Origin of the sequence: Brevundimonas sp. TWP2-3-4b1 (assembly GCF_049897665.1) — a bacterium.
GTDB lineage: Bacteria > Pseudomonadota > Alphaproteobacteria > Caulobacterales > Caulobacteraceae > Brevundimonas > Brevundimonas subvibrioides_B.
Map to the genome: position 1 here is coordinate 1 of NZ_JAFCWQ010000018.1, position 26,011 is coordinate 26,011.

A 26,011-nucleotide genomic window follows, 5' to 3' on the forward strand; every position below is an offset into this window, starting at 1 on the left:
ACCCGGCAAGGTCATCCTCGTCGCCCTCATCAACAAGCTCATGACCCTGCTTAACGCCATCGTCCGCGACCGCTCCGAATGGAGAACCGCAACCCGATGACGAACACAGTTGCTCACCCTTTCGCGCAAGTCCGCTCGCGATGCTCGCAGGCGCTCAAGCCCTCTCCCGCAAGGGGAGAGGGTCAATGCTCCATACCCATCAACGGATCGTCCGAATCCACCTTTGAAATCAAGACCCGGCTCTAACGAGAGGCCTTTTACCCATCACCCTCCGAAACGGCCCCATACTGGTGTGTAGTGAGGCAGTCCGGAAAGGATCGACCATCGCCAGCGCTGGCGGGCGCATCGGACTGAATGGACTCATTGGACTCTTTGAACGGTGTTTTTCAGAGTCCAATTCCCCGGCCGCCGAGGGCCGAACAAGCGTTTTCAACGTCTTCCGAACAACTTCTCAAGGTCGTTGAGCTTCAGCTCCACATAGGTCGGGCGGCCGTGGTTGCACTGACCGGAGTGGGGCGTGGCCTCCATCTGGCGGAGCAGGGCGTTCATCTCGGGCGCCGACAGGACGCGGCCGGCGCGGACCGAGCCGTGGCAGGCCATGGTGCCGCAGACCTCCCCCAGCCGTTCCGACAGGGCCAGGGCCGCGCCGTGTTCGGCCAGGTCGTCGGCGATGTCGCGGATCAGCCCCTGGACGTCGGTGTCGCCCAGCAGGGCCGGCGTCTCGCGCACCAGCACGGCCCCGCCGCCGAAGGGTTCGACGATCAGGCCCAGTTCCGCCAACTCATCGGCGCGGGCCAGGACGCGGTCGGCCTCGGCGGGGTCCAGCTCGACGACCTCGGGCGTCAGCAGGGCCTGGCGGATGACCGAGCCCTCGGCCATCTGGGCCTTCATCCGTTCGTAGACGAGCCGTTCGTGGGCCGCGTGCTGGTCGACCACGACGATGCCGTCGCGGGTCTGGGCGACGATATAGGTCCCATGGACCTGGGCCCGGGCGGCCCCCAGCGGCTGGTCGATCGGATCGGCGGGGTTGGGCGCGCCGGACTGTTCGGGCCAGTGCTGGAAGTCGGCGGGCGGGGCCTCGACGCGGACGGACATCTCCGACAGGCCCGGGATGTCCTGATTGGCGGCGACAGGCCGCTCCCAGCCGGTCCAGCCGCTGAAGCCCCGGGCGGTTGGAGACGACGGACTCCAGGCCGGGCCCGTGTGCGCCGTGAACCCGGCCAGCACATTGTCGGCGACGGTCGTCGAGGCACGGTGGCCGGCGGCGTGGAGGGCGTGCCTCAACGCCCCGACGATCAGACCGCGCACCAGGGCCGGATCGCGGAACCGGACCTCCGCCTTGGCCGGGTGGACGTTCACATCGACGAACAGCGGATCGATCTCGAGGAACAGCACCGCCGCGGGATGCCGGTCCCGCGCCAGGAAGTCGGCATAGGCCCCGCGCAGGGCCCCCTGCAGCAGGCGGTCGCGCACCGGGCGGCCGTTGACGAACAGATACTGGTGCCCGCCGTTGCCGCGCGAATAGGTCGGCAGGCCGGCATAGCCCGACAGCCGTATGCCCTCGCGGGACTGGTCGATCAGCAGGGCATTGGCCTCGAAGTCACGGCCCAGCAGGGCGGCGAGCCGCTTCAGCCGGCCCTCATCGCCGGGATGTTCCGCGGGCAGGCGCAGGGTGGTCTTGCCGTCGAGGGCGAGGGTGAAGGCGACGCCCTCATGCGCCATGGCCTGGCGCTTGATCTCTTCCGAGATGGCCATGGCCTCGGAGCGCTCGGACTTCATGAACTTGAGCCGGGCCGGGGTGGCGTAGAACAGGTCGCGGACCTCGACCCGGGCGCCGTGGGGGCCGGGGAAGCTGGCGGGGGCGACCGGGCGCTGGTCGCCGCCCTCGACCGTGATCTGGTGGGCGTCGCCGTCTTTCGCGCGGCTGGTGATGGTCAGGCGGGCGACCGAGCCGATGGAGGGCAGGGCCTCGCCGCGGAAGCCCAGGGTCGAGATACGCAACAGGTCGACGTCGCCCGCGTCGTCGGGCTCCAGCTTGGAGGTCGCATGGCGTTCGACGGCGAGGGCCAGCTGGTCCGGGGCCATGCCGTGGCCGTCGTCGGCGATCAGGATCCGCGACAGGCCCCCGCCGTCGGCCTGGATCTCGATCCGGGTCGCCCCGGCGTCGAGGGCGTTCTCAACCAGCTCCTTGATGGCGCTGGACGGCCGTTCGACCACCTCGCCGGCGGCGATGCGGTTGACGGTCTCGGGCGGGAGGCGGCGGATGGGCATGGGAGTCGCGATCCTAGCGCCGAATGCGCGCGAGGTCGTCAGATTGCGTGGCTTGCTCGCTGCGAAAACCGGTGTAGCCATAGGCGCCAGGGTCCGCATCGGGCCTGGGGAGACCTGTTCATGACCATCAAACTCCTGTCGGCGGCCGCTGCGCTCGCCTTCACCTTCGTCGCCTCCAGCGCCTCGGCCCAGACCGGCCCGCTGGACTTCACCCTTAACAACGGCACCAGCGAGGTCGTCGTCCAGCTGTTCATCTCCATCCCGTCGACTAACGACTGGGAAGAAGACATCCTGGGCGACCAGGTCGTCGGCAGCGGCGACAGCGTCCAGGTCACCATCGACGACGGCCTCGAAGATTGCGAATACGACATCAAGGTCGTGTTCGATGACGACACCCCCGACCTGATCGTCATGGGTGTCGACTTCTGCGCCATCAACGGCGAGTCGCTGAACCTCAACGACGGCGGCTGAAACTGACTGTCGGCGACGGCCGGGGCGAAAGTCCCGGCCATTTCCAATTGTGGGATAAGCGGATGAAGCCCGGCCCCCAGCTGACCGAGCGTCAGCAGAAATGGTTCGCCACGGTGAACGCGAATTTCGAGACCTGGAGCGGCCGAACGCTGGAGGCCTGGGTTGAGATCATGAAGACCTGCCCCGAGACGGCTCCGCGCGCCCAGCTGGCGTGGCTGAGGGCCGAGCATGGGGTGGGCCAGAACCACGGCTCCCACATTCTCGGCGCCTTCAACCCGGGCGGCGGTCCCGGCTGGGATGAGCCGGCGGAATTGCGTGCGGCTCTGTGGAAGGCGGCCGGGTCTCTGGCCATCCTCGAGGCCGTCGAGGCGGTCGCCTCCGGGGTTGAGGGTGTCATTTCCGGCCAACGGAAGGGCTACACCGCGTTCAGTCGCGCCGTGCAGTTCGCGGCCATGCGACCGCAGAAGAGCGGGCGGGCCTTGCTGGGGTTGAAGCTGGAACCCGAAGCCTCGGCGCGCCTGTCGCCCGCGGCGCGCAAGGAAAGCTGGTCCGAACGGCTGAGCGCCACGGTCGAGCTGGACGATCCCGCAGCCGTGGACGGCGAGATTGCACGACTGTTCGCGGCGGCGGCCGAGCGGGGATCAGGCGGAAGCCGAAACCTCCGCCTCATCAAGATCACTCCGCCGGCAGGTATTCGAACGGATCGCTCGGGGTCGGCTGGGTCGGGACCGGCATCCGGGGCAGGGGCTGATCGCGGTTGGCGGCGTTCAGGAGGAAGCTGGCCAGGATGACCGCCGCCTGACGCAGGTCGTCCGGCTTCAGGTGGTCGTAGCTGTCGACCGAGGTGTGGTGGATGCGGCTGTCGTAGTCGAGCGGGTCCTGGATGAACTGGTAGCCCGGGATGCCGACGGTCTGCATATAGACGTGGTCGGTGCCGCCCGAGGTGCGCAGGGAGACGGTCGAGGCGCCCAGGCTGGCGAACGGGGCCAGCCACTCCTGGAAGATGGGCGCGGCCGCGACATTGCCCTCGGCATTGATGCCGCGGATCCGGCCCGACCCGTTGTCGATGTTGAAATAGGCGGTCAGGTCGCCATGGCCCTCGCGCGGCTGGATCGGCCAACGGTTGCGCCAGGTGCGGTTGTTCGGCTGACCGGCCAGCCTTGGGTCGGTCGAGGGGGCGCGCGTCGCCAGATGCTGATCGACATAGGCCAGAGAGCCCCACAGGCCCTGCTCCTCGCCATTCCACAGGGCGAAGCGGATGGTGCGTTTCGGACGGACACCCAGCTGCATCAGGATTCGGGCGGCCTCCATGACCACGGCGCTGCCGGCGGCGTTGTCGCTGGCGCCGTCGGAGGCGACCCAGCTGTCGAGGTGGGCGCCGGCCATGACGTATTCACCCGAACGGTCCGTACCCGGAATATCGGCGAGAACGTTGTAGGCGTTGATGTCGTCGTCGTGGAACTGGACCTCGCTCATCAGCTCCAGGGTCGGCGGGGTGTCGGTGCGGGCTAGGCGGGCGAGGCGGCGATAGTCCTCGGCAGCCAGCTCCATGCCGGGAACCCTGGGTGTCTGGCCGACGCGGAAGCCGGAGCCGGTCCCGTGCAGCAGACCGCCGTCGCGGGCGGACATGCGGACCAAGGCGAGGGCGCCTTCCCCGGCGAGGAAGTCGTCCAGGGCGACGGCGAAGTTCGGGGCGTCCAGCTGACGTTCGATGGCGGCAGGGGAATACTGGGGCTGGACATAGACGTTGCCGCTGCGGAGCTGTTCGACGGTCAGGCGTCGGAAGGGCGCCTCGGCGGGCTCCGAACCGGTGTTGGGCTGGGTGACCATGACGATCTTGCCGCGCAGCTGACCCCGGAAGCGTTCGAAGTCGGCGACCCTCGTCATGGGGGCGACGACGACAGCGGCGCTGATCGTTCCATTGGTGCCGGGCGTCCAGGCGATGGGAATGGCGCGCAGGTCGATGACGCGCGGCTCGGTCATCCGGGCGCTGGAGCGCACGATCGACCAGCCGCGACCGAACTCGAAGCCCTCGGTGCGGACGTTGGACAGGCCCCAGTCGCGGAACTGCTGCTGGGTCCAGGTCTCCGCCTCGCGCATGGCCGGGGAGTTGGTCAGGCGGCCGCCGATGTTGTCGGTCAGGTGGGCGGCGGTCTGCATCACCTGCGAGTGATTCAGCCCCTGGTCGAGGATGCCGTTGACGGCGACGCGATCGACGGACTGGGCCGAGGCGGGAGCGGCGGCGAGCGGAGGAGCGAGGGCGGCCGAGGCCAAAAGGATCAGCAGACGGGACATGGGCGCTCCAGGACGGAAATCAGGGTTTCGGGATATGACGCGCCAAGGCGACCCATGGCAATCAGGCGGTCCGATAGGGCGAGTATTCCGCCGTCATCGCCGCGATCTCGGCCTCCACTCCCGCGCTTTCCTGCACGAGATACTGGGCCACGGGGCCGCGCAGGGCCGGGTCGGCGATGTAGTGGGCCGAGTAGACGGGCGAGGGCAGATATCCGCGCGCCATCTTGTGCTCGCCCTGGGCCCCTGCCTCGACGCGGGACAGGCCGTGGGCGATCGCGAACTCGATCGCCTGATAGTAGCAGAGCTCGAAATGCAGGAAGGGGACCTCTTCCAGCGCCCCCCACTGGCGGCCGTAGAGAGCGTCGCGGCCGATGAAGTTCAGGGCGCCGGCGATGGGCGCGCCGTCGCGGAAGGCCATGACCAGGGCGATGCGGTCGGCCATCGTCTGGCCGATCAGGCTGAAATACTCGCGGGTCAGATAGGGGCGGCCCCATTTGCGGGCGCCGGTGTCCTGATAGAATTCGAAGAAGGCGTCCCAGTGGGCCTCCGTGAGGTCGGCGCCGGTCAGGACGCGGATGTCCAGGCCGGCCCGGGCGTCGCGGCGCTCGCGGCGGATGGTCTTGCGGCGGTTGGACGACAGGGCGGCGAGGAAGTCGTCGAAGGTCTGGTAGCCCTCGTTCCTCCAGATGAACTGCATGTCCTGGCGACGCAGCATCCCGGCCTCGCCCATGGCCGACCATTCTGGCTGTGTCGGGAAGTTCACATGCAGGGACGACACGCCCAGCCGCTCGGTCAGGGTCAGGGCGCCCTGGATCAGTGCGGCGCGGACAGTCGCCTCGTCCGTGCCCGGAGCGTGCAGGAAGCGGGGGCCGGTGGCGGGGGTGAAGGGGACGGCTCCCAGCAGCTTGGGATAGTAGCGGCCGCCGGCGCGCTGGTAGGCGTCGGCCCAGGCGTGGTCGAAGACGTATTCGCCCTGGCTGTGGCCTTTCAGATAGAGGGGCATACAGCCGAGGACGGTGTCGTCGGGCCCCATCAGGGTCAGGTGCCGCGGCCCCCAGCCTTGACTGGCGACGGCGCTTCCGGAGGCCTCGCAGGCGTGCAGGAAGTCGAACGAGACGAAGGGATCGCCGGTCGGGGCGGCGCAGGCGTCCCAGGCCTCGCGACCGCTGGCCGCGAGGCTGTCATGGACGTGGAGTGTGAACTCGGGCTGCGGGCTCACCGCACCTCGACGATGGCGTCCACCTCGACGGCGAAGCCGAGCGGCAGCTGGTAGACGCCGACGGCCGAGCGAGCGTGACGTCCGGCGTCGCCGAACACCTCGGCCATCAGGTCCGAGCAGCCGTTGATGACGGCCGGAATGGCGGTGAAGCCGGGGCCCGCCTGGACGAAGCCGCCCAGTTTGATGACGCGGACGACGCGGTCGAGGTCGCCGTCGAGCGCGGCGTTCAGCTGGGCCAGAAGGTTGATGCCGCAGAGGCGGGCGCCGGCGTTGGCCTGTTCCGGGGTGACGTCCTCGCCGACGGTGCCCTTGAGGCCGCCCGAGGCGTCGTTCGACAGCTGGCCCGAGATGTGGACCAGGTTGCCGGTGCGCACGAACGGGACGTAGTTGGCCACGGCCGCGGCGGGCTGGGGCAGGTCGATGCCGAGTTCGGCGAGGCGGGCGGTGATGGACATGTCGGGCTCCATATAGGTGTTGCGCGGGGTTTAGCTGCTGTCGGACTTCACGTCTCCTCCCTGTCGCGTAGCGATGGGGAGGTGGCTCGGAGCGCAGCGGAGTGGAGGAAGGGCCGAATATGGCCCGACGACGGGAGGGGTACTTGCCGCTGTCCAGAACCCCTCCGTCTGCTCGCGAAGAGCTCGCATCCACCTCCCCATTCGCCAAGCGGCGAATGGGGAGGAGACTGGCGGCTTTAAGTCTTCGCCAACCGGCGTGTGCCAGTATCGGCGCATGGAAACGCTGACCCAAAACCAGATCGAGGCCTTCAAGGCCATCCGGGCCCGCCTTACCGCCGAAGAGCGGACGCGGGTCGATATCGCCTCGGTCGAGGCCGTGGATCCGGCCGTCGCCTCGGCCTCGCACTGGAACTTCGACCTCCCGGCGCACGCGGCGGACAAGGCGATGGGCGATGACGCCACCGACGCGATGCGCCGGGCCCTGGTCGCAACCTGGGCGCTGGAGCTGCCCGGGCGGGCGAAACAGGCGGCCCTGCCGGGCGAGGTCATGGAGCTCTATCCCTACTGGATGGACAAGATGGCCGAGTTTCTGACGGCGGCCGCCGATACGGATGCGGCCTATGACCCGGATCACTGGGCCAAGGACGTGCGGATGGCCCTGGTGCTCAGCGTGCCGGGCGCCCTGACCCAGACCATCGACCTGTCGTCGCCCATGGGGCCCGGCCAGGTGGTGCGGAACGGGCGCGAGGGCCATGGCTGGTCGCAGCTGGTTTCCTATGTGCGGGCCCAGGGCTGGAAGAAGCCCTGGCTCGAGGTCCACACCGAAAGCCGCCAGCTGGCCGATTTCAACGAGGCCGGCTGGGACCGGGCGTGGGCGACGGCCGCGGCGATCTGCAAGACACGGCCCGAGCTGGCCGGGATGATCGGCTCGAGCTGGTTCTACGATCCGCCGCTGGAGACCATCAGCCCGCGTCTGGCCTATCTGAGGCTGAATCCGCTCAAGGGCGGGGCCTTCATCATCCATCAGGGCCCGGCGCCGATCCATTCGGAACGGGCCAGCGCGTCCTCGCCGACGCGGAAGGCGCTGATCGACAGCGGCGAATATACGCCGAGCTCGTGGCTGGTGGCCTGGCCGAAATCGACGCTGATTCCGTGGGCGGAACAGCGCAAGGCCGCGATGGCGATGGCCGAGGCGGCCTGAAGGCTGCGCGACTCCAAAAACAGAGTCGACAGGGTCGACAGAGTCGCGCGGGTTGGGGGTGTGCTGTGCGCTTCCTTGAATGAGCGCGACAGTTTACGGCCGTTTCGCACCGTGATGGGTAAAAGGCCTTTCGTTAGAGCCGGGCGTTGAATTCGTTCGGCGAATTCGGGCGTCCGTTGATGGGTATGGGACGTTTTCCTTCTCCCCTTGCGGGAGAAGGTGGCTGAGCGAAGCGAAGTCGGATGAGGGGTTACGCCGACCTCGAAGGTCTGAGCTCGATCCGCTCATTCCCGCCGCCGGTGTCACCCCTCACCCGACCGCGCGAGGACGACGGCTCCGCCGCCGTGCGCGGTCTCCCTCTCCCGCAAGGGGAGAGGGGCGCCCTCAGCCGTGCTTGCTGTCCCACCACCGCACGGCGTCGGCGTCGCGGGCGGAGAGGTCGGGGTATTGCGGGTCGGAGCCGACCTCGGGGACGCGGCGCCAGGAGCGGGCGCATTTGGGGTAGTCCGCCAGCGCGATGGAGACCGTGATGGTGTCGCCGCCTTCCGCCAATTCGGCGCCTGAGGTGCGGAACACCTCGGCGGCGTCCAGGTCCGCAAAGGCCGCGAAGGCGCCGGCCGGCCCGGTGACTGTCGGCCAGGCGTCGAGCGCCCCACCGATCGTCTTCTCGCGACGGGCGCCCTCGAGAGCGTCATTGACGACCTCCAGCACCGACTGCACCGAAGCCCAGCGCGCCGCCTCTTCCGGGTTCCGCCACTGATCGGGCGTCTCCGGGATAACCCGCGCGCAGTTCGTCCCCGCGTCCGGGTAAAGCGTGGTCCAGGCCTCTTCCATGGTGAAGGGCGTCAGCGGGGCCAGCCAGGCGGTCAGGCGGATGAACACCTCATGCATCACCGTGCGCGCCGCGCGACGACGGATGGTGTCGGGGCGGTCGCAGTAGAGGCTGTCCTTGCGGATGTCGAAATACAGGGCCGACAGGTCGCCGGCGCAGAACTCCAGCACCGGGCGGACGACGTCCTGGAAACGATAGGTCTCGTAGGCGCCGCGCACCTGGAGGTCGAGCTCCCACAGTCGGTGCAGGACGAACCGTTCCAGCGGCGGCATGTCCGCGTAGTCGACGCGTTCGGCCTCGTCGAAATCGGCCAGGGCGCCCAGCAGGTAGCGGATGGTGTTCCGAAGCTTGCGATAGGCGTCGACCGTGGTCTGGAGGATCTGCTTTCCGATCCGCTGGTCCTCGGCATAGTCCACCAAGGCGACCCACAGGCGCAGGATGTCCGCGCCGGATTCCTTGATGATGACGGCGGGGTCGGTGGTGTTGCCCCTGGACTTGGACATCTTCTCCCCGTTCTCGTCCTGGGTGAAGCCGTGGGTCAGGACGGCGTCATAGGGGGCGCGGCCGCGGGTGCCGGAGCCTTCGAGCAGGTTGGACTGGAACCAGCCGCGATGCTGGTCCGAGCCCTCGAGATAGAGGTTCGCGGGCCAGTGGCTGGGGCGGTCGCCGACGTATCCGTGGGCGGGGTCGCGGGTCTCCAGCGTGAAGGCATGGGTGCAGCCGGAATCGAACCAGACGTCGAGGATGTCCTCGATCTTCTCGTAGTTGGCCGGGTCGTGCAGGCCGAGGAAGTCGGTGTCGGGCCGGGTGTACCAGGCGTCGGCGCCGCCTTCCTCGATCGCGGCGACGATGCGGGCGTCGACCTCAGGATCGTGCAGCGGCTGGCCCGTGTGCTTGTCGACGAACATGGCCAGAGGCGTGCCCCAGGCGCGCTGGCGGCTGACCAGCCAGTCTGGGCGACCCTCGACCATCGAGCGGATGCGGTTCTTGCCGGCGGTCGGGTGGAAGTCGGTCTGGTCGATGGAGGCGAGCGCCGTCTCGCGCAGGGTCGCCCCGTCGGCGTGGTCCAGCGCCTGGTCCATGCGGATGAACCACTGGGGCGTGTTGCGGAAGATGACCGGGGCCTTGGAGCGCCAGGAGTGGGGGTAGGAGTGTTCCAGCCGGCCGCGCGCCAAAAGGGTCCCTGCCTCGATCAGCCTGTCCATGACGGCGGGGTTGGCGCTGCCGAACTTGCCGGTCTTCTTGCCCTCGGTCTCCAGCACCTTGAGGCCGGCGAACAGGGGGACGGAGGGGTAGTAGGCCCCGTCCGGGTCGACCGTGTCGGGCACCTCATGATGGCCGTGGGCCTTCCAGACCTCGAAGTCGTCGGCGCCGTGGCCGGGCGCCGTGTGGACGAAGCCCGTGCCCGCGTCGTCGGTGACGTGGTCGCCGTCGAGCAGGGGCACGTTGAAGCGATAGCCGTCGTCCAACTCCGCCAGCGGGTGGGCGGCGACGAGGCCGGACGGGTTGATGTCGTCCAGCCGGGTCCAGGTCGCGATCTTCGCCGCCTTGAAGACCTCCTCGGCCAGCTTGTCGGCCAGGACCAGACGGTCGCCCGGCTTGGCCCATGGCTCGAACTCCAGGCCCGTCTCCATCGACTGGACCTCATACAGGCCATAGGCGATTTCGGGGCCGTAGCTGATCGCGCGGTTGGCCGGGATGGTCCAGGGGGTGGTGGTCCAGATGACGATCGACGGCGTCTGGTGACGGAAGGCCAGCAGGTCGTCGGGGTGGTCGTCGGTCGCGGCGATGACCGGGAACTTGACCCAGATCGTGGGCGAGACGTGGTCGTGGTATTCGATCTCGGCGTCGGCCAGGGCGGTACGCTCGACCGGCGACCACATGACGGGCTTGGAGCCGCGATAGAGCTGGCCGGAGTTCTTGAACTTGTGGAATTCCTTCACGATGGAGGCCTCGGCCGAATAGTCCATCGTGGCGTAGCGGTTCTCGAAGTCGCCGGTGATGCCGAGGCGCAGGAACTGGGCCTTCTGCACCTCGATCCAGCCGGCGGCGTAGGTGCGACAGGCGGCGCGGAACTCGGCCTTTGAGACCTCGTCCTTGCGGCGGCCCCTGGCGCGGTACTGTTCCTCGATCTTCCACTCGATCGGCAGGCCGTGGCAGTCCCAGCCGGGCACGAAGTCGACGTCGTAGCCGAGCAGGAAGCGCGAACGGACCACAAAGTCCTTCAGCGTCTTGTTCAGGGCGTGGCCGATGTGGATGTCGCCGTTGGCGTAGGGCGGGCCGTCGTGGAGCACGTAGAGCGGGGCGTTCTGCTTTTGCCGTTCCGCGCGCAGGGTCGAATAGAGGTCGCCCCACTGTTCCAGGATCAGCGGCTCCTTTTGCGGAAGGCCGCCGCGCATGGGGAAGGGCGTCTCGGGCAGGAAGACGGTCTCGCGGTAGTCGCGGGCGGTCGGAGAATCGGGGGTCTGGGCGTCGTCGGCCATGGGATCAGTCTCGGGCAAGCGTGTGGGCGTCGGGGTGAGGTCGGCTGGCGATCCCGGCGGGCGCGGAGGCGGTGAAGCCCCGTCGGCGCTACGCCGGGCGGCTAATCTCGATCAGAATGATCCGGCGCGCGTCCATCGTCGGTTCCTATCAGGGCGCGGGGGCTGGGAAAAGCGCAGGCTTGCGGTAACGTCGCTTTCAAGCGGGGAGACCGTGGAGGGGAACATCGATGCGCATTAAACTGGCGAGCGTGGTTTGCGCTGTGCTGATCGGCGCGCCGCTGGCGGCCTGCGAGGCGAAACCGGCCGAGAGCGCGGCGGCGGCGGCGGCGGCGGCGACGCCGGCTCAGGCGGAAGGGGCGGAGGCCTTCGTGCGCGAGCTCTATGCGTCCTATCACGACGATCCCAACGTCCAGTCGGGCCGGACCGACGCGGTCTGGTCCGCGCGGACCAAGGCGCTTTGGGATGAAAATTTCGAGGCGGCCCAGGGCGTGGGCTATCTCGGCGCCGATCCGATCTGCGCCTGCCAGGACTGGCTGAAGCTGCAGGTGACCTCGCTGGTCGTCACCCGGACGGGGCCGGACAGCGCCGACGCCGCTGTGGTGTTCGTCAACGGCGAACCGCCGGAGACGGTGCGCCAGACGCTGAAGCTGGTCCGCGAGGATGGCGGCTGGGCGGTCGACGACATCGTCTGGGGCGCCGGCCATATGCTGGCGGGCGAGCCCAATATGGTCGAGGGGCTGATCGCCTCGACCGCCGAGATCAAGGCCATGCCGGAGGAAGACCAATGAGCCGCACCTTTTATACGGGGCTGGCGCTCGCCGCCCTCGCGTTTGTCCTGGCTGCGTGCGCCCCTCCCGGCCAGCCGACGGATACGGCGCCGGCCGCCGCCGCAACAGCCGAACAGACGCCCGAGGCCTTCGTTCGGTCCTTCTACCTGACCGAGCAGGGCGGAACGGCCGTGCGGAACGAGGATCCGGACGCGCCCGAAGTCGAGGAACCCACGATCTGGTCCGCACGGACGGGGGGCCTGATCGCCGAGACCGAGGCGCTGGGGAATCCGGGCGAGTACGCCTATTTCGAAGCGAACCCGATCTGCGCCTGCCAGGATGACGGCGGCATGATGCTGAGGACCGTAACCGTGACGCCGACTGGCGCCGACAGGGCAGACGCGACCGTTCTGCTGGAATGGACCCTGGCCCAACCGGTGTCGACGGTGCGCCAGACTTTCAACCTTGTGCGCGAAGGGGAAGGCTGGAAAATCGACGACATCCAGCACGATCAGACGCAGGAATTCCCGCAACCGCCGCTGGTTCAGGACATGACCCGCTGGATCGCCGAACGGCGGGCTGAAAACGCCGCAGGAGCCAACTGATGACCCGGACCCTGAGCCTTGTTTGCGCCGCCTCGGCGCTGATGGCCTGTTCACCCGAGGCGGCCAGGGCGCCGGACGGCGATGCTACGGCGTCGGCCTCCGCAACTGCCGGTGCGACGGCTGCGACTGGACCGGTGTCGCGCGACCAGGTCTATGCGGCCGCCGGCGAGGGGCCCGAGGCCCTCGTTCGGACGATCTACGCCCAGTACGTCAACGGCGGGCCGCAAGGCGAGCAGCCGGCGCCGGGGCAGGACCCGATGTTCTCGCGCACGATGAACGCCCTGATCGGCGCCGATTTCCGGGCCGCAAACGGCGAGGTTCCGACCCTGAACTACGACCCCTTCTGCGTCTGCCAGGACCAGGGCGATTTCGTCGTCACAGCCACGGCGGTCGCCCAGGCGGACGCCAACACCGCCGAAGCGAATGTCGCCTTCACCAACATGGGAGAGCCGAAGACCCTCAAGCTCAAGCTGGTCCGCGAAGGGCCGAACTGGAAGGTCGACGACATCGTGGACGGGACGGATTCGCTGCACGACACACTGATGGCGGTGGCCGAGGCGGCGGGGTGAGGGAAGGTTGTCAAAGGGCGGGCGAGGGCCGATATTGAGGTCATGACCGACATTACGATGGTCCGCTCCGAGACAGGCCGCCGCGCCGGCAAGAAGCCGAAGGGCGTCACCCTGCGCCGGATCACCGCCGCCAACGGCGAGAAGGTGACCGTCCGTTCCATCGACGCGAACAGCGCGACCTTCGGGGAGGACTTCCTGTATGTCTTCACCAAGAACGTCGAGGCGGCGCGTCGCGACAACAAGCGGCTGTTCGGATCGGCCGATGGCGTCGGCGCCGACGACTAACCCGCCGTCGCTCTGGATCATCGCCGGACCCAATGGGTCGGGAAAGAGCAGCGCCTATGGGGCCGCGACCGTTGATGAACTCGTCGGGTCAGTGTGGATCATCAATCCGGACCTTTTGACCGCACGGATCGCAGCGACGGAAGGCGTGGAGGCGACAGCCGCCAACAGGCTGTCTGTGGAACGCATCGAGAGGTGGCTCTACGCCTCGATCGACACGCACCAGACGATCGGGGTGGAAACCGTCCTGTCCACCGACAAGTACCGGAAACTGGTTGAACATGCCCGTAGCCGGGGGTTCTCGATCAACCTGATCTACGTCTTCCTCGACAGCGTCGAACTCAACATCAAACGGGTCCGCACGCGAGTTCAGAAGGGCGGGCATGACGTCCCGGAAGACAAGATTCGCAGCCGCCGCCTTCGTTCGTTCCAGCAGTTCGGATGGTTCTTCACCCATGCCGACCGGGTCGATGTCTACGACAACTCAGACGCGACGCCGCGCCGCGTGCTGGCCAGACGCGGGCAGGAGATGGTGCTTTACGACCGGCTGCCCGACGAGATGATCGACGCCGTGGATGGGCACGATCCCGGCTTCCGCGATATCTACGACGACTGAAGCACCGTTCGCGCCGCCGCAGCATCCGCGTCGATCTGGACCTTGAGGGCGTCGAGTCCGTCGAAATTCATTTCGCCGCGCAGCAGGGCGACGAGCTCGGTCTCGACCGTCTCGCCGTAGAGGTCCTCCGCGAAGTCGAACAGCCAGACCTCGAGCAGGGGCTCGGCGATCTCGAACATGGGGCGGACGCCCAGGTTGGCGACGCCGTCGATGACGCGGCCGTCGGGCAGGCGAGTGCGGGTGGCATAGACCCCGTATGCGGGGCGCATGTAGTCGCTGAGGCGGACGTTGGCGGTCGGGACGCCGATGGTGCGGCCGCGCTTGTCGCCGTGGACGACCTCGCCCTCGATGGCGAAGGGCCGACTCAGGATGGCGGCGGCGCGGGCCATGTCGCCGGCGTTCAGGGCCTCGCGCACGGCGCTGGACGACAGTTTCAGGCCGCCGGTGTCGTCGATCCGTTCGGTGACCGCGACCGAGAAGCCTAACTGGCGGCCGATGCGGGCCAGCGAGTCGGGCGAACCGGTGCGGCCCTTGCCGTAGGTGAAGTCGAAGCCGACCGAGGCGTGGGCCAGACCCAGGCCATCCTTGCGGCGTGCCGCGCCTTGCGCTGCCTGAGGCCGGCCGGCAAGCACGTCGACGGCGAAGGCCTCGTCCGACATGGCGGCCATGCCGACGTCGAAGGGCAGGAGGTAGAGGCGGCTCACCCCCAGAGGCTCCAGCGCACGGGCCATCTGGCCGGGCGTCATCAGGCGGAAGGGGGCGGCGTCGGGCTGAAACCAGCGGCGTGGATGCGGGTCGAAGCTGACGACGGCCAGGGGCGCGCCGAGGCGGTCGGCCGCGATGCGGGCCGAGGCGATAACGGCCTGATGGCCCTTATGGACGCCATCGAAGGCGCCGAGCGCGGCGGCGGCGCCTCGCTGCGAGGCGGGCAGGTCGCGCCAGTCGCGGATGATGTCGATGGGCACGGCCTGGCCTCGATCAGGCCTTGGCGGGACGGCGGCGGCGGGGCACGCGCACCGTGGCCTCGCCCTCCATGATCATCTCGTCGCCGACATAGCCTTCGGTGCGCAGGATGACGCGGGCCGATTCGGGATCGACGGAGGCCACGGTGATCTTCGCGGTCACCACGTCGCCGATCCGGACCGGCTTGTGGAAGGCAAGAGACTGGCTGAGGTAGATGGCGCCGGCCCCGGGCAGAATGGTGCCGACGACGGCCGAACCGAACGAGGCCGAAAGCAGGCCGTGGGCGATCCGCCCGCGATAGGCCGTCTTCGAAGCGAATGCCTCGTCCATGTGGACAGGGTTGAAATCGTCCGAGGCCTCGGCGAACTGCTGGATGCGGTCCTCTGTGATGGTCACGTCCTTGACCGCCACCATGCCGGGCTCGAGTTCTTCGAGGATGTAGCCGCCCGAGGGGTGAGGTCCGGTAATCATGTGGCGGTGTTAGACGCGCTTCGCCGATTTGGCGAGAACTACCACTTCAGGTCCAGGGCGGCGTAGCGCGCGTAGGCGGTTTCGGCGGTCAGCAGGGCCTGAGCCCGGACCAGATCGATCCGGCCGTCGTCGCCACGCGCAGCGTCCCCGTGGATGCCCTGGGCGATGAACAGGCAGTCGAGCGCCTGCTGGTTGGCGCCGAGAACGTCGGTGATGACGCCGTCGCCGATACAGAGGACGCGGGAGCGGTCGACCGGGCGACCCATGAGGCTTTCCGCCTCGGCGAGGGACAGGGCGTAGATGGGGCCGTAGGGCTTGCCGGCCATGGTGACCCGGCCGCCGAGCGATTCGTAGACATCGGCGAGGGCGCCGCCGCAGTAGATGATCCTGTCGCCCCGCTGGACGATGCGGTCGGGGTTGGCGCAGATCAGCTCCAGATCGCGGGCGGCGGCCTCGGACAGCTGTTCGACATAGTGCTGGGGCGTCTCGGTCTCGTCGTCGATCATGCCGGTGACCGACAGGAAGGCGGCGTCGGCGACGCTGGTCGCGCGCTGGAGGTCCAGGCCTTCGTAGAGGATGTCGTCGCGGGCGGGACCGATGATCAGGGCCGGGCCGGGCGCACGGCGGGCCAGTTCCATCCGGGTGGCGTCGCCCGAGGTGACGAAGGCCTTCCAGCTGTCGCGGGGCACGCCGAGGCCGTCGAGCTGGGCGATGACGTCGGAGGCCGGGCGCGGCGAGTTGGAGATCAGCACGACGTGGCCGCCCTGTTCATTGAACTTCGTCAGGGCCTCGCAGGCCTCGGGCCAGCTTTCGCGGCCGTTGTGGATCACGCCCCAGACGTCACACAGCAGGATGTCGTAGTCGGCGGCGACGGCGCTGAGGCTGGGGAGGGCGTGGGGCTGGGTCATGGCGCGTGACTAACGTGTCAGGTCGAAAGGGTGAAGCGAGGGTTTGGCGGCGCGACCATGTCCTGCTAACCGGACGCGCATGAAAATCCCTCGCATCGCCCGGGCGGCCTATGGCTTCGCCCTGTTCGTCATCGTGATGGACCAATTGACCAAGGCGTGGGTTCTTGGATCCGCCGATGTGTCTGACCCGGCCATGATCCCCTCCGGCTATCTGTTCGCCGAGGTGATCCCGGGCATCCTGAACATCACCATGGTCCGCAACACCGGTGTGAGCTTCGGCCTGTTCGGAGGCGGTGAAGCGCGCTGGGCGTTGAGCGTCTTCTCGATCATCGTGGCGGGCGCGCTGGCGTGGTGGGCGCTGAAGGCGGAGCGCCGCACCCTGGTCGCAGCCATCGGCCTGGTCATTGGCGGGGCGATCGGCAATGCCATCGACCGGATCCAGTACGGCTATGTCGTGGACTTCATCGATTTCTCGGGGACCGGCGTGTTTCCGTGGGTTTTCAACATCGCCGACAGCGCTATCACCATCGGCGTTCTGCTGCTGATTATCGACAGTGTGGTGTCGGAGCGGAAGCAGGCCGTTGGCGCGGCCCACGAAAAGGCGTAATCACCCGCTCTTTCCTGCTGTCCAGAGCGCAGGTTTTGCGCCGGAGCCGAACCGACCCATGCGAACTGCCCGTATCCTGACCGTGTCCGCCATCGCCGTCTCGGCCGTCGCCCTGACCGCCTGTGGCGGCCTGCGCCAGTCCATCGGCCTGACCAAGGTCGTGCCGGACGAGTTCCTGACCGTGGCCTCGGCCCCTCTGACCGTGCCGCCGGAATACGGGCTGCGTCCGCCTGCGCCGGGCCAGCCACGCCCGCAGGAACTGGCCCCCGAAAGCGCCGCCCGCCAGATCCTGCTGGGCCAGCGTCAGGCGATCACGCGCACCCCGGGCGAACAGGCCCTGGTGGTCGCCGCCGGCGCCGACCGCGCCGACCCGCTGGCCCGCTATGTCATCGACGACGAGTTCGGAGACCTGGCGCACAAGGAAGAGAGCTTCGCCAACCGCATCCTGTTCTGGCGCCGCGACGACTCGGCCTCTCAGGCCCCGACCCAGACCCAGACAGCCCAGGGGGCGGTGACCATCGACGCCGCCAGCGAGAACGCACGCCTGCAGGCGCTGACGGGCACGCAGAACTCGATCGTGATCGCGCCGCGCCGCTCGGGCGGGTTCAAACTGCCGGGTCTGTAGGACCTATTCCTCCCCCATCGGGGGAGGGGGACCGCGTTTTCGCGGTGGAGGGGGCTGACCCAGACGCCGGCATGTGTGGCCGACCCCCTCCGTCACGGCGCGAAGATGCGCCGCGCCACCTCCCCCAGCGGGGGAGGATTGGCTTGCGTAATCCGCTGGACAGTCCTTATTGCAGACGGACTTCTCCCCGGGACCCTTCGCATGACTGATCTTCGCTCACTGAGCCACCTGTCCGGGGTCGAACAACTGAGGCTCGGGTTCCAGGTCGACGACAACGCCGCGCCGATCGCGAAGACCCTCGACTATCGGCTGACCGAGGTCGAGGAAGGCCGGGTGGTGTTCGAGGGGACGCCGACGCGGGCGGTCTACAATCCCATCGGCACGGTGCACGGCGGCTGGATGGCGACCCTGCTGGACTCGGCCTGCGCCTGCGCGGTGCATTCGATGCTGAGGCCGGGACAGGTCTATACGACGCTGGAGATCAAGACGGTCTTCCACCGCGCCCTGACCGAGGGCGTGACGGTGAAGGCCGAGGGGCGGATCGTGCAGATCGGACGGCGCGCAGGCTTCGCCGAGGCGGACCTGAAGGGGGTGGATGGCAAACTCTATGCGACCGCGACCTCCACCTGTCTGGTGATGGAGACGAAGTAGCCAGCCCGGACCATGGTCGTTGCCGACCCGAACAGCGCGGATGGCGGGCTACATCGGCGGAACGACGCCGTCCTTGCCCATCGCCAGGAACCCGGCCGTGGTCGCACCCGCCGGTATGACGGCATAGACCTTCTGTCCGACCGCCAATGACGCCCGTTCGGTAGGTTCGAACCGTACGATCGGCGTCCCCTCGGGAATGGTGACGTTGGCCGTGCCGCCCTCGTAGGAAATGGTCAGCATGCGGCCGCCGGACGAAGACTCGCTGCTGGCGACCGTCCCGTTGGTCATCATGCTTTGGCTCTCGACGGCGCCGTTGGTCATGGCGCTCTGACTTGCGACCGTGCCGTTGGTCATGGCGCTCGACGCGGCCGGGGTGGCGCCCCTTGATGCGACAACGCCCGGCGTGTCCCAGGCATAGTGGCCCTCGCCGGCGCCGCGCATCGGTTCGGGGAAGATCACCAGTTCGACCGCTCGAAGGGCCGTCTTCGGACCCGTTGTAGCGGTGCCGACGAAATCGCCGTCCTGGAGTGTCGAGAGGCTTGACGATACGACCCAGATAAACCGGGTGTCCGCTGCGACGGGGACAGAGACCGTCCGGCCGTCCCAGGTCTGAACCGTCATCGTATCGCCCGCCAGGGACTGGACCGTGCCGCGCACCCGAACGGTGCTGGGGGCGGCGACGGTCGCCTCTTCAACGGGGGGTGTGGGCTCGGGGGCAGAGCATGCGCCGAGCATCGCCAGCACGGCAGGAATGAGGGCCAGGTTTCTGATCGGTGTCATGGTGCATCCGGGCGTCGGGAGATCGGCGTTCGACCCCCGTTTCGGCTCGCACACTGCACGTTCGTAGCGGCGCTTGCCATGGCTCCCGTGGTGCGACGAAACGTCCCCTCACCGGACCAAAGTCAGGCGTACCGCCGACGCTTCTCTGCGCTGATCAGCGTCGACCGCACGAAGTCGGCGGGCGGGTCGGTCTCTGCGAGGACAGCTTCCTTGATGGCGCGCGGCTCGCCGAACAGGTGGCCCTGGCCCATGGAGATGTCGAGCTCGAGAATGTCCACGATCTGGCGTTCCGACTCGCACTTCTCGGCAATGACCTCGATGCCGTAGCGGCGGGTCAGCTGGGCGAAGTCGGCGGCCTGGATGTCGCGCAGGGACGGGATCGGCGAGCCGCCGTCCAGATCCAGAAGCTGTTCGATCAGCAGGTCGGCGGCCACCTTGACGAAGCGGACGTCGGACCGCTGAAGGTCGTTGAAATCGAGGTCCAGGGTCTGAACCTTGTCGATCGAGAAGCGGAAGCCGAGGTCGGCCAGCTTGGCCATGTTGCGGGCCTCGACCGCGCCGCGGGCGTCGAAAGTCGCCTGACCCAGTTCGAAGATCAGGGCCTGGTTCAGGTCGCGGTTTTCGCTGAGGAACTCCAGGAACTGCGGGAAGAAGGTCTCGTCGCCGAGGGACGACAGGGCGACGTTGCAGAAGACGCCGACCTTGCGGTCCTGACGGGCCAGGCGGCGCACGATCTGGGCGCAGCGGAACAGCAGCAGGTTGTCGATGGCCGGCACCAGACCCTCGCCCTCGGCGATCGACAGGTATTCGGCCGGCATCATGACCCGGTCCGTCGAGTCGCGCAGACGGGTGAAGCTCTCGTAGAAGACCGTGCGGCGCTGGGGCAGGGTGACGACGGGCTGGAGATAGAGGTCGACGCGGTTCTCCGAGAGAGCGTCGTGGACGGTCTTGAGCAGCAGGTTCGACTGGTAGTGACGGCGGGCCTCGACACTGTCGGGAGCGACCATGGGGGTGACCGACAGGCGCTGGTCGATGGAGACGCTCATTTGCTGGATCAGGTCTTCCAGCATGCGGACTTCGCCGGTGAGTTCATCGGTGCGCGACAGGGCGCCGGCCTCGATGGCGGTGGCGAGGTCGCCGAGCGCGGTCTGGGTCTGCTCCAGCGCGTCGGCGAGCAAACGGTGGGCCTCGCGGACCTGGCCGATCTCGGTGCGCAGGGCCTTGCGTTCACCGATGCCGGTGAAGATAGCGTGGATCGCCGTCAGGACGCCCAGCACGCCGAGCGTCGCGGCCACGCCCGGGCCGATGCCGAGGCCGGCGCGCCACAGGAAGGCGCCGACCGTCATCGCCAGGAAGACGTAGCCGAAGAACAGGAAGCCGTTGGTCAGTGCGCGCATGGGAACGGTGAAGTCCGACTTCCCGGATGGAATCGCCCGAGTATCGGGGTATCAGGACGAAACAGCTAGGGTGTGGGCCAAAGAAACCACGCCGAAACAGGGGATACGCATGGAACTGTTCGATCTGACCGGCAAGGTCGCCGTCATCACCGGCTCGTCCAAGGGCATCGGCAAGGCCATCGCCGAGCGGATGGCCGAGCACGGGGCCAGGGTGGTCATCTCGTCGCGCAAGGCCGGCCCCTGCGAGGAGGTCGTGCAGGAGATCAACGGCAGGTACGGGGAGGGCCGTGCGATGGCGATCCCGGCCAATATCGCCTCCAAGGAAGACCTGCAGCGGCTGGTCGACGAGACCAACGCCGCCTGGGGCCAGATCGACATCCTGGTCTGCAACGCGGCGTCCAACCCCTATGCCGGGCCGATGGCGGGGATCGCCGACGAGCAGTTCGAGAAAATCTTCCACAACAATGTGCTGGCCAACCACTGGCTGACCCAGATGGTCGCCCCGCAGATGCTGGAACGGAAGGACGGGGCGATCGTGATTATCTCGTCCATCGGCGGCCTGCGCGGCAACGCCCTGATCGGCGCCTACAATGTGTCGAAGGCGGCGGACATGCAGCTGGCGCGGAACCTGGCCGTCGAGTGGGGGCCGTCGAACGTGCGGGTCAACTGTATCGCGCCGGGCCTGATCCAGACCGACTTCGCCCGCTATCTGTGGGAGAATGAGGAGGTCCTGAAAGTGACCGTCGAGCCGAACCCGATGAAGCGCATCGGCCAGCCGGACGAGATCGCGGGCACGGCCGTCTATCTGTGCTCGAAGGCGGGCTCGTATGTGAACGGCCAGACCCTGGTGGTGGACGGCGGGCTGACGATTGCCTGGTGAGGCCAGCAAGGGCCGGGGCGCCGGGGGCCCGGGTCTTCGTCAGGACCTGATCTGGCGGCTGGAGGCGGCGCTGTTCGCCGGCTTCATCGGCCTGATGCGGCTGATCGGCCTGGAAGCGGCGTCGAACTTCGGCGGCTGGGTGCTGCGGACGCTCGGCCCCCTCACGGGGACGCAGAAGACGGTGCTGCGGAACCTGCGGATCGCCTTCCCCGAGATAGGCGAGGAGGAGCGGCGACGGCTGGCCCTGGAACAGTGGGAACAGACGGGGCGAACCTTCGCCGAGACGGCGGTGATGGACCGGTTGACCCCGGCGTCGGGGCGGATCGACATCGTCGGGGCCGAACGGCTCGAGGCGATCCGGGCCTCGGGCAAGCCGGTGGTCTTCGTGTCCGGGCACATGGCGAATATCGAGACGATGGCCGCGGTTCTGGTTGCCTCGGGCGTGCCGGTGCAGGTGACCTATCGGGCGGCCAACAACCCCTATGTCGACGCCCAGATCATCGCGGCGCGGGCCCGGTACGGGGTGAAGCTGTTCGCCCCCAAGGGCGGGGACGGGGCGCGTGAGCTGCTGGCCGGGATGGCGCGCGGCGAGAGCGTCGCCCTGATGAATGACCAGAAATTTTCGGAAGGGCCGGAAGTGACCTTCTTCGGCCAGCCGGTGAACGCGGCGCCGGGGCCGAGTCGGCTGGCGCTGCGGTTCGGCACGGTGCTGCAGCCGATGTCGGTGGTGCGGCTGCCGGGCGTACGGTTCCGGGTCACGGCGCACGCGCCGATCGAACTGGCCAGGACCGGCGACCGGACGGGCGACATCGTGCGGGGGGTGCAGGCTATCACGCGCTTCGTCGAGGAGCGGGTGCGAGAGCATCCGGTGGACTGGTTCTGGGTCCACAAGCGGTGGCCGGACCGGGTTTATCGGGAGTTGGAAGACGCCGAGTAACAGCGCGCTGACGTCTTGATGCGGGTTCGACCGAATAGCTTTGGGGTGGCAGGGCCAAGCTTAATTCAAGAGCGACGGTCAGACGGATGAACTACTTCCGGCAATACGATTTCGCGATGGTGGCGAATATTGGCGCGCTGTCTGCGTATCGCGCCACTTCGGTTTATTTGCCGTTTTGACTATCGGCTGAGATGCAAAGAGACTCGCAAGATCGCGGAACTGAAACGCGACAGGGCCCCGAACCGAGGCGTCAGACCTTGCCGGAACCGTCGGTGTTCGTGGAGGCGTCTTCCGCAACGTCGGTCGAACGACGGCGCGGACCCTTGTAGCTTGCGACACTCGAGGTCCGCCGACGGTCCGGGCCAAAGTAGTCGTCGGTCTTCACATAGGGGCGCGGGCGCATGATGACGGCCTGGATGCGATCGAACACGGCCTTGGCGGTGATCGGCTTGACAACGAACTCCGTCACCCCGGCGTCGCGGGCCTCAACCACACGATGCTTCTCCGAATGGCCGGTCATCATGATGATCGGCAGATAGGGGTTGGCGCTGTCGGGGCTGTTTCGGACCAGGCGGGTGAACTCCACTCCGTCCAGAGGGAACATGTTGAAGTCGACGATGGCGAGATCGATCTGATGGTCGCGCACAACGTCGAGCGCCATGGCGCCATCGGACACCTCGCGGATATTGCGGATTCCAGCGGACTGGAGAATGGCGGACGTGATGGCTCGCATGTGCTGGTTGTCGTCGACCAGCAGGACGTTGAGCGATTGAAGGGCGGACATTTGGTGATCGGGCCGAGGCCGCCCCGACGGCGGTCTAATTATTAATTCTACGGGGAAAGATCAGCAAGGTCCACGCGGAATGAAAGCTTAGCCGCTCGTGTAAGCCGTTTCCGGAGCCGATTCACCGATCATCAGAGACGGATCACAGTTCCGATCGCGCCATTTCATGCGCCAGCACAGATGCGGCCCGGTGGCGCGGCCCGTCATTCCGACCCGTCCGATGACGTCGCCGCGGGTGATTCGCTGGGTCGGCAGGACGTCGATGCGCGACTGGTGCAGGTAGGCCGTGATCAGGCCCTGACCGTGGTCGATCAGGGTCAGGCCGCCTTCGAAATGCATGCCGGCGCGGGCGAAGGTGACGACGCCGTCCGCCGGCGCCCGGATCGGAGAACCGGCGGGTGCGGCCAGGTCTATGCCGTAGTGCGGCCGGGCGGGCGTGCCGTTCAGAACGCGCTGGGAACCCCACAGACTGGTCACCCGATAGCTGTCCAGCGGCCAGGTGAAGCCGGAACGGAAGTCGTCGGCGTCAACGCGGCTCGCGAAGCCCTCGGTCTTCAGCACGATCTCTTCCTGGATCCGGGCGAGCAGCATCGGGTCCGAGGGCTCCACCGTCGACGGGGGCAGGCCGTTGATGCGGGTTGAGGGGAAGGTCCCGGGCGCGATCGACAGGGTGCGGCGGGCGACGCGGCCCTGGCCGCGCACCTCCAGCTGGGCCGACGGCGGGGCGTCCCGGTCGAAGCCGACGATGAACAGGCCGGCCGCGGAGGCGGTGGTCAGGGCTTCTCCGTCAATGAAGACCATGGCCCGCGGCTCCGCCCGCCCCATGGCGAACCCGCCCTGGACGAAACGGCCGGTCAGGGCGAGACCGTCGGACGGATCGGCGAAGGCTGGCCCCGAGAGGGTGGCGGCGCCGGCGCCCAGGATCAGGCCGCGCCGCGAAGGCGTCACTGATCGACCATCCGGGACAGGGCTTCGGCCGGACCGAAATAGGGTTCCTGATGCTCCACGGACCAGTAACGCAGGATCTCGAGCGGGATCGGCCGTCCGGAGACGGCGCACAGGACGAAGGGGCCGGGCTTGAGTACGGCGAACTCGCCGTCGCCGTAGTGGAGGGTCGCGGGGGAGGGGACGGAGGTCATGGCGACAGGATAGCGGGAGATCCGTCCGTCGTCTCCTCCCCGTCGCGCAGCGATGGGCAGGTGGATCCGTAGCCAGGCGGAGGACGCGGAGGGGGGCATGGCGACCTCCAGAAGCCGTCCGTCTGCTCGCGAAGGGCTCGCATCCACCGCCCGATTCGCGAGGGAGCGAACAGGGAGGAGATTGTCGTCAGAAGAGGTCGCCCTGGCTCGCCGGGGCCGCTTTCGCCTTCGGAACCGGCTTCGCCCTCACCGCGCCGTCGCCCTCGATATGCGCCCCCTTGGAGCCATCGGGGAAGACCAGTGTCACGGCCTGCCCCGGCGACAGGGCGGCGGCGGACGAGACCATCGCGCCGGTCTCGTCGTCGACGCGCGCAAAGCCGGGTTTGGGGCGCTTCGGGTCGAGGCTGGCCAGGGCGCGGGCGAGGGCGGCGAGGCGGGTCTCGGCGCGCTCGATAGTCTGCGGTCGGACGCGCTCAAGGCGTGACGCCAGGTTCTGCATGCCAAGCTCGCGACGCTTCTGCCGGTTGACGATCGACTCTGGATTCAAGCGACCCGAGACAAGCAGCAGGCGACGTTCATGGCCGGAGGTGTTGGCGCGCAGTCCTGAGATCAGACGGGCGGCTTGCCCCTCAAGCCGTGCCTCCCGTTGCTCGATAGCGCGTTTCAGAAGGGCCGGCGCGAAACGGCTGCCGATCACGACAAGGCGGCGGTGATGCAGTTCGGTGTTGCGGCCGAGGCCCGAGGCGAGGCGGCTGGAGGCGTGGTCGAGACGCTGCTGGGCCAGGGCGACCAGTTCCTCCGGTCGGGCGGGCAGGCCGCGCGCCACGGAGCGCAGGCGAATGCGGCGGTCCTCCAGCAGCCGGGCGCCGGAACGATCCAGACGGCGCTCCAGATCGGTGACGAAGGCGCGCAGGTCGGCCAGCACTGGCGTGGCCAGTTCGGCGGCGCCCGTCGGGGTCGGGGCGCGCCGATCCGAGACGAAGTCGATCAGGGTGGTGTCCGTCTCGTGCCCCACGGCCGAGATGATCGGGATGGTCGCCGCCGCCACGATGCGCGCCAGGCCCTCGTCGTTGAAGCACCACAGGTCCTCGACCGAGCCGCCGCCCCGCGCCACGATCAGCAGGTCGGGGCGGGGGATGGCGCCGTCCCTGGTCATGGCGTCGAAGCCGCGAATGGCGTTTCCGACCTGGCCGCAGGCGGCGTCGCCCTGGACCACGACCGGCCAGACGATGACCCGGCAGGGCCAGCGCTCGGCGATCCGGTGCAGGATGTCGCGAATGACGGCGCCGGTCGGGCTGGTGATAACGCCGATCGTGCGCGGATAGAGGGGGATGGGCGTCTTGCGGGCCGGATCGAACAGGCCCTCGCCCGACAGTTTGACCTTCAGCCGTTCGAGTTGGGCCAGGAGGGCGCCGGCGCCGGCCGCCTCCATCGATTCGATCACGATCTGGTACGACGACCGCGCCGGGTAGGAGGTGATCTTGCCGGTGACGATGACCTCGAGGCCTGTCTCAGGCTGGACGCCGAGGCCGCGCGCAGAGCCTTTCCAGACCACGCCGTCGATAGCCGACTTGTCGTCCTTCAGCGTCAGATAGATGTGGCCGGAGGCGTGGCGATTGACCTTGGACACCTCGCCTCGCAGCCGGACGTGGCCGAACCGGTCCTCCAGCGTGCGCTTCAGGGCGAAGGACAGCTCGGAAATCGACAGGGGCGGATTGTTGTCGCCCACGCCCTGGCTTTGGGCGGCGGCCGGCTCGGCGTCAGCGGGGCCTGCGAAGACGTAGTCGTCGGTCATGGTGCGAC

General features: G+C 68.1%; 27 protein-coding genes. 13 read left to right on the forward strand and 14 right to left on the reverse strand.

All coding sequences use genetic code 11. The features are described from left to right. Positions 1-429: 429 nt before the first annotated feature. Positions 430-2,271: a DNA mismatch repair endonuclease MutL gene (gene mutL, locus ACP7A5_RS13135; protein ID WP_426042328.1), complete on the reverse strand. Its 1,842-nt coding sequence runs from the start codon at positions 2,269-2,271 to the stop codon at positions 430-432. A gap of 120 nt (positions 2,272-2,391) precedes the next feature. Between mutL and ACP7A5_RS13140 the strand changes: the two genes are divergently transcribed. Together ACP7A5_RS13140 and ACP7A5_RS13145 are read left to right on the forward strand one after the other, a co-directional pair. Then, complete coding sequence (locus tag ACP7A5_RS13140; RefSeq protein WP_426039226.1) at positions 2,392-2,742, forward strand: hypothetical protein; 351 nt, start codon at positions 2,392-2,394, stop codon at positions 2,740-2,742. A gap of 62 nt (positions 2,743-2,804) precedes the next feature. Next, positions 2,805-3,533 carry a DUF4287 domain-containing protein gene (locus tag ACP7A5_RS13145; protein ID WP_426042329.1) on the forward strand — a complete coding sequence of 243 codons (729 nt, stop codon included), beginning with the start codon at positions 2,805-2,807 and terminating at the stop codon, positions 3,531-3,533. Here the strand turns inward: ACP7A5_RS13145 and ACP7A5_RS13150 are convergent. From ACP7A5_RS13150 to ACP7A5_RS13160, 3 genes are all read right to left on the reverse strand, one after another. Continuing rightward, a complete protein-coding gene (locus tag ACP7A5_RS13150; protein ID WP_426042330.1) occupies positions 3,418-5,037 on the reverse strand; it encodes a M20/M25/M40 family metallo-hydrolase in 1,620 nt (539 codons plus the stop codon). The two genes, ACP7A5_RS13145 and ACP7A5_RS13150, sit on opposite strands and share 116 nt — an antisense overlap. 61 nt (positions 5,038-5,098) lie before the next feature. After that, positions 5,099-6,256 (reverse strand): GNAT family N-acetyltransferase, encoded by a 1,158-nt coding sequence (locus ACP7A5_RS13155; protein ID WP_426042331.1) that lies wholly within the window; start codon positions 6,254-6,256, stop codon positions 5,099-5,101. Further along, positions 6,253-6,711 carry a RidA family protein gene (locus tag ACP7A5_RS13160; RefSeq protein WP_426042332.1) on the reverse strand — a complete coding sequence of 153 codons (459 nt, stop codon included), beginning with the start codon at positions 6,709-6,711 and terminating at the stop codon, positions 6,253-6,255. Before ACP7A5_RS13160 ends, ACP7A5_RS13155 begins: the two co-directional genes overlap by 4 nt. 274 nt (positions 6,712-6,985) lie before the next feature. On the opposite strand from ACP7A5_RS13160, the gene ACP7A5_RS13165 reads away from it, so the two are divergent. Further along, positions 6,986-7,912, forward strand: coding sequence for a hypothetical protein (locus tag ACP7A5_RS13165; protein ID WP_426042333.1), 927 nt, complete (start codon positions 6,986-6,988; stop codon positions 7,910-7,912). A gap of 384 nt (positions 7,913-8,296) precedes the next feature. Here ACP7A5_RS13165 and ileS read toward each other — a convergent pair whose 3' ends face one another. Continuing rightward, the gene (gene ileS / locus ACP7A5_RS13170) at positions 8,297-11,227 is read right to left on the reverse strand and encodes an isoleucine--tRNA ligase (RefSeq protein WP_426042334.1); all 2,931 of its coding nucleotides are present in this window, start codon (positions 11,225-11,227) and stop codon (positions 8,297-8,299) included. A gap of 227 nt (positions 11,228-11,454) precedes the next feature. Here ileS and ACP7A5_RS13175 point away from each other — a divergent pair, with 227 nt between their 5' ends. The 5 genes from ACP7A5_RS13175 to ACP7A5_RS13195 are packed head-to-tail and all read left to right on the forward strand — an operon-like array spanning position 11,455 to position 14,066. Then, a complete protein-coding gene (locus ACP7A5_RS13175; RefSeq protein WP_426042335.1) occupies positions 11,455-12,015 on the forward strand; it encodes a DUF3828 domain-containing protein in 561 nt (186 codons plus the stop codon). Further along, positions 12,012-12,599 carry a DUF3828 domain-containing protein gene (locus ACP7A5_RS13180; protein WP_426042336.1) on the forward strand — a complete coding sequence of 196 codons (588 nt, stop codon included), beginning with the start codon at positions 12,012-12,014 and terminating at the stop codon, positions 12,597-12,599. Before ACP7A5_RS13175 ends, ACP7A5_RS13180 begins: the two co-directional genes overlap by 4 nt. Continuing rightward, complete coding sequence (locus tag ACP7A5_RS13185; RefSeq protein WP_426042337.1) at positions 12,599-13,168, forward strand: DUF3828 domain-containing protein; 570 nt, start codon at positions 12,599-12,601, stop codon at positions 13,166-13,168. The genes ACP7A5_RS13180 and ACP7A5_RS13185 overlap by 1 nt, the downstream gene beginning before the upstream one ends. A 42-nt stretch (positions 13,169-13,210) precedes the next feature. After that, the gene (locus ACP7A5_RS13190) at positions 13,211-13,453 is read left to right on the forward strand and encodes a hypothetical protein (RefSeq protein ID WP_426042338.1); all 243 of its coding nucleotides are present in this window, start codon (positions 13,211-13,213) and stop codon (positions 13,451-13,453) included. After that, positions 13,431-14,066, forward strand: a complete 636-nt coding sequence (locus tag ACP7A5_RS13195; protein ID WP_426042339.1) for a zeta toxin family protein — start codon at positions 13,431-13,433, stop codon at positions 14,064-14,066. Before ACP7A5_RS13190 ends, ACP7A5_RS13195 begins: the two co-directional genes overlap by 23 nt. On the opposite strand, the gene ribF is transcribed toward ACP7A5_RS13195, so the two are convergent. Genes ribF through ACP7A5_RS13210 form a run of 3 tightly spaced genes read right to left on the reverse strand, consistent with a single transcriptional unit; the run spans position 14,054 to position 16,408 of the window. Next, positions 14,054-15,031 carry a riboflavin biosynthesis protein RibF gene (ribF, locus tag ACP7A5_RS13200; protein WP_426042340.1) on the reverse strand — a complete coding sequence of 326 codons (978 nt, stop codon included), beginning with the start codon at positions 15,029-15,031 and terminating at the stop codon, positions 14,054-14,056. The two genes, ACP7A5_RS13195 and ribF, sit on opposite strands and share 13 nt — an antisense overlap. Before the next feature lie 13 nt (positions 15,032-15,044). Next, positions 15,045-15,497 (reverse strand): MaoC family dehydratase, encoded by a 453-nt coding sequence (locus tag ACP7A5_RS13205; RefSeq protein ID WP_426042398.1) that lies wholly within the window; start codon positions 15,495-15,497, stop codon positions 15,045-15,047. 41 nt (positions 15,498-15,538) lie between these two features. Next, positions 15,539-16,408 (reverse strand): TIGR01459 family HAD-type hydrolase, encoded by an 870-nt coding sequence (locus tag ACP7A5_RS13210; protein WP_426042341.1) that lies wholly within the window; start codon positions 16,406-16,408, stop codon positions 15,539-15,541. Between the two features lie 79 nt (positions 16,409-16,487). On the opposite strand from ACP7A5_RS13210, the gene lspA reads away from it, so the two are divergent. From lspA to ACP7A5_RS13225, 3 genes are all read left to right on the forward strand, one after another. Next, positions 16,488-17,015 carry a signal peptidase II gene (lspA, locus tag ACP7A5_RS13215; protein ID WP_426042342.1) on the forward strand — a complete coding sequence of 176 codons (528 nt, stop codon included), beginning with the start codon at positions 16,488-16,490 and terminating at the stop codon, positions 17,013-17,015. A gap of 58 nt (positions 17,016-17,073) precedes the next feature. Further along, positions 17,074-17,640, forward strand: coding sequence for a DUF3035 domain-containing protein (locus ACP7A5_RS13220; protein WP_426039241.1), 567 nt, complete (start codon positions 17,074-17,076; stop codon positions 17,638-17,640). Between the two features lie 201 nt (positions 17,641-17,841). Beyond that, entirely contained in the window at positions 17,842-18,291 is a 450-nt protein-coding gene (locus ACP7A5_RS13225) for a PaaI family thioesterase (RefSeq protein ID WP_426042343.1), read from the forward strand. 48 nt (positions 18,292-18,339) lie between these two features. On the opposite strand, the gene ACP7A5_RS13230 is transcribed toward ACP7A5_RS13225, so the two are convergent. Both ACP7A5_RS13230 and ACP7A5_RS13235 read right to left on the reverse strand, forming a co-directional pair. Continuing rightward, the gene (locus tag ACP7A5_RS13230; protein WP_426042344.1) at positions 18,340-19,071 is read right to left on the reverse strand and encodes a hypothetical protein; all 732 of its coding nucleotides are present in this window, start codon (positions 19,069-19,071) and stop codon (positions 18,340-18,342) included. 122 nt (positions 19,072-19,193) lie between these two features. Further along, positions 19,194-20,468: an EAL domain-containing protein gene (locus ACP7A5_RS13235; protein WP_426042345.1), complete on the reverse strand. Its 1,275-nt coding sequence runs from the start codon at positions 20,466-20,468 to the stop codon at positions 19,194-19,196. Positions 20,469-20,577: 109 nt separating this feature from the next. Between ACP7A5_RS13235 and ACP7A5_RS13240 the strand changes: the two genes are divergently transcribed. Next, positions 20,578-21,348, forward strand: coding sequence for an SDR family NAD(P)-dependent oxidoreductase (locus ACP7A5_RS13240; RefSeq protein ID WP_426042346.1), 771 nt, complete (start codon positions 20,578-20,580; stop codon positions 21,346-21,348). Further along, positions 21,338-22,285 (forward strand): lysophospholipid acyltransferase family protein, encoded by a 948-nt coding sequence (locus ACP7A5_RS13245; RefSeq protein ID WP_426042347.1) that lies wholly within the window; start codon positions 21,338-21,340, stop codon positions 22,283-22,285. The genes ACP7A5_RS13240 and ACP7A5_RS13245 overlap by 11 nt, the downstream gene beginning before the upstream one ends. A gap of 250 nt (positions 22,286-22,535) precedes the next feature. Here ACP7A5_RS13245 and ACP7A5_RS13250 read toward each other — a convergent pair whose 3' ends face one another. The 4 genes from ACP7A5_RS13250 to xseA all read right to left on the reverse strand — a co-directional run bounded on the left by ACP7A5_RS13250 (position 22,536) and on the right by xseA (position 26,003). Continuing rightward, positions 22,536-23,069, reverse strand: coding sequence for a response regulator (locus ACP7A5_RS13250; RefSeq protein ID WP_426042348.1), 534 nt, complete (start codon positions 23,067-23,069; stop codon positions 22,536-22,538). Positions 23,070-23,156: 87 nt separating this feature from the next. Beyond that, complete coding sequence (locus ACP7A5_RS13255; RefSeq protein WP_426042349.1) at positions 23,157-24,017, reverse strand: M23 family metallopeptidase; 861 nt, start codon at positions 24,015-24,017, stop codon at positions 23,157-23,159. Continuing rightward, a complete protein-coding gene (locus ACP7A5_RS13260) occupies positions 24,014-24,208 on the reverse strand; it encodes a DUF2093 domain-containing protein (RefSeq protein WP_426042399.1) in 195 nt (64 codons plus the stop codon). The genes ACP7A5_RS13255 and ACP7A5_RS13260 overlap by 4 nt, the downstream gene beginning before the upstream one ends. Before the next feature lie 187 nt (positions 24,209-24,395). After that, a complete protein-coding gene (gene xseA, locus ACP7A5_RS13265; RefSeq protein ID WP_426042350.1) occupies positions 24,396-26,003 on the reverse strand; it encodes an exodeoxyribonuclease VII large subunit in 1,608 nt (535 codons plus the stop codon). Positions 26,004-26,011: the final 8 nt, after the last annotated feature.

Coding starts and splice junctions, on each gene's coding strand:
- mutL (WP_426042328.1), bottom strand. CDS start 2,271: ATGCCCATCCGCCGCCTCCCGCCCGAGACCGTCAACCGCATCGCCGCC.
- ACP7A5_RS13140 (WP_426039226.1), top strand. CDS start 2,392: ATGACCATCAAACTCCTGTCGGCGGCCGCTGCGCTCGCCTTCACCTTC.
- ACP7A5_RS13145 (WP_426042329.1), top strand. CDS start 2,805: ATGAAGCCCGGCCCCCAGCTGACCGAGCGTCAGCAGAAATGGTTCGCC.
- ACP7A5_RS13150 (WP_426042330.1), bottom strand. CDS start 5,037: ATGTCCCGTCTGCTGATCCTTTTGGCCTCGGCCGCCCTCGCTCCTCCG.
- ACP7A5_RS13160 (WP_426042332.1), bottom strand. CDS start 6,711: ATGTCCATCACCGCCCGCCTCGCCGAACTCGGCATCGACCTGCCCCAG.
- ACP7A5_RS13165 (WP_426042333.1), top strand. CDS start 6,986: ATGGAAACGCTGACCCAAAACCAGATCGAGGCCTTCAAGGCCATCCGG.
- ileS (WP_426042334.1), bottom strand. CDS start 11,227: ATGGCCGACGACGCCCAGACCCCCGATTCTCCGACCGCCCGCGACTAC.
- ACP7A5_RS13175 (WP_426042335.1), top strand. CDS start 11,455: ATGCGCATTAAACTGGCGAGCGTGGTTTGCGCTGTGCTGATCGGCGCG.
- ACP7A5_RS13180 (WP_426042336.1), top strand. CDS start 12,012: ATGAGCCGCACCTTTTATACGGGGCTGGCGCTCGCCGCCCTCGCGTTT.
- ACP7A5_RS13185 (WP_426042337.1), top strand. CDS start 12,599: ATGACCCGGACCCTGAGCCTTGTTTGCGCCGCCTCGGCGCTGATGGCC.
- ACP7A5_RS13190 (WP_426042338.1), top strand. CDS start 13,211: ATGACCGACATTACGATGGTCCGCTCCGAGACAGGCCGCCGCGCCGGC.
- ACP7A5_RS13195 (WP_426042339.1), top strand. CDS start 13,431: ATGGCGTCGGCGCCGACGACTAACCCGCCGTCGCTCTGGATCATCGCC.
- ACP7A5_RS13210 (WP_426042341.1), bottom strand. CDS start 16,408: ATGACCCAGCCCCACGCCCTCCCCAGCCTCAGCGCCGTCGCCGCCGAC.
- lspA (WP_426042342.1), top strand. CDS start 16,488: ATGAAAATCCCTCGCATCGCCCGGGCGGCCTATGGCTTCGCCCTGTTC.
- ACP7A5_RS13220 (WP_426039241.1), top strand. CDS start 17,074: ATGCGAACTGCCCGTATCCTGACCGTGTCCGCCATCGCCGTCTCGGCC.
- ACP7A5_RS13225 (WP_426042343.1), top strand. CDS start 17,842: ATGACTGATCTTCGCTCACTGAGCCACCTGTCCGGGGTCGAACAACTG.
- ACP7A5_RS13230 (WP_426042344.1), bottom strand. CDS start 19,071: ATGACACCGATCAGAAACCTGGCCCTCATTCCTGCCGTGCTGGCGATG.
- ACP7A5_RS13235 (WP_426042345.1), bottom strand. CDS start 20,468: ATGCGCGCACTGACCAACGGCTTCCTGTTCTTCGGCTACGTCTTCCTG.
- ACP7A5_RS13240 (WP_426042346.1), top strand. CDS start 20,578: ATGGAACTGTTCGATCTGACCGGCAAGGTCGCCGTCATCACCGGCTCG.
- ACP7A5_RS13250 (WP_426042348.1), bottom strand. CDS start 23,069: ATGTCCGCCCTTCAATCGCTCAACGTCCTGCTGGTCGACGACAACCAG.
- ACP7A5_RS13260 (WP_426042399.1), bottom strand. CDS start 24,208: ATGACCTCCGTCCCCTCCCCCGCGACCCTCCACTACGGCGACGGCGAG.
- xseA (WP_426042350.1), bottom strand. CDS start 26,003: ATGACCGACGACTACGTCTTCGCAGGCCCCGCTGACGCCGAGCCGGCC.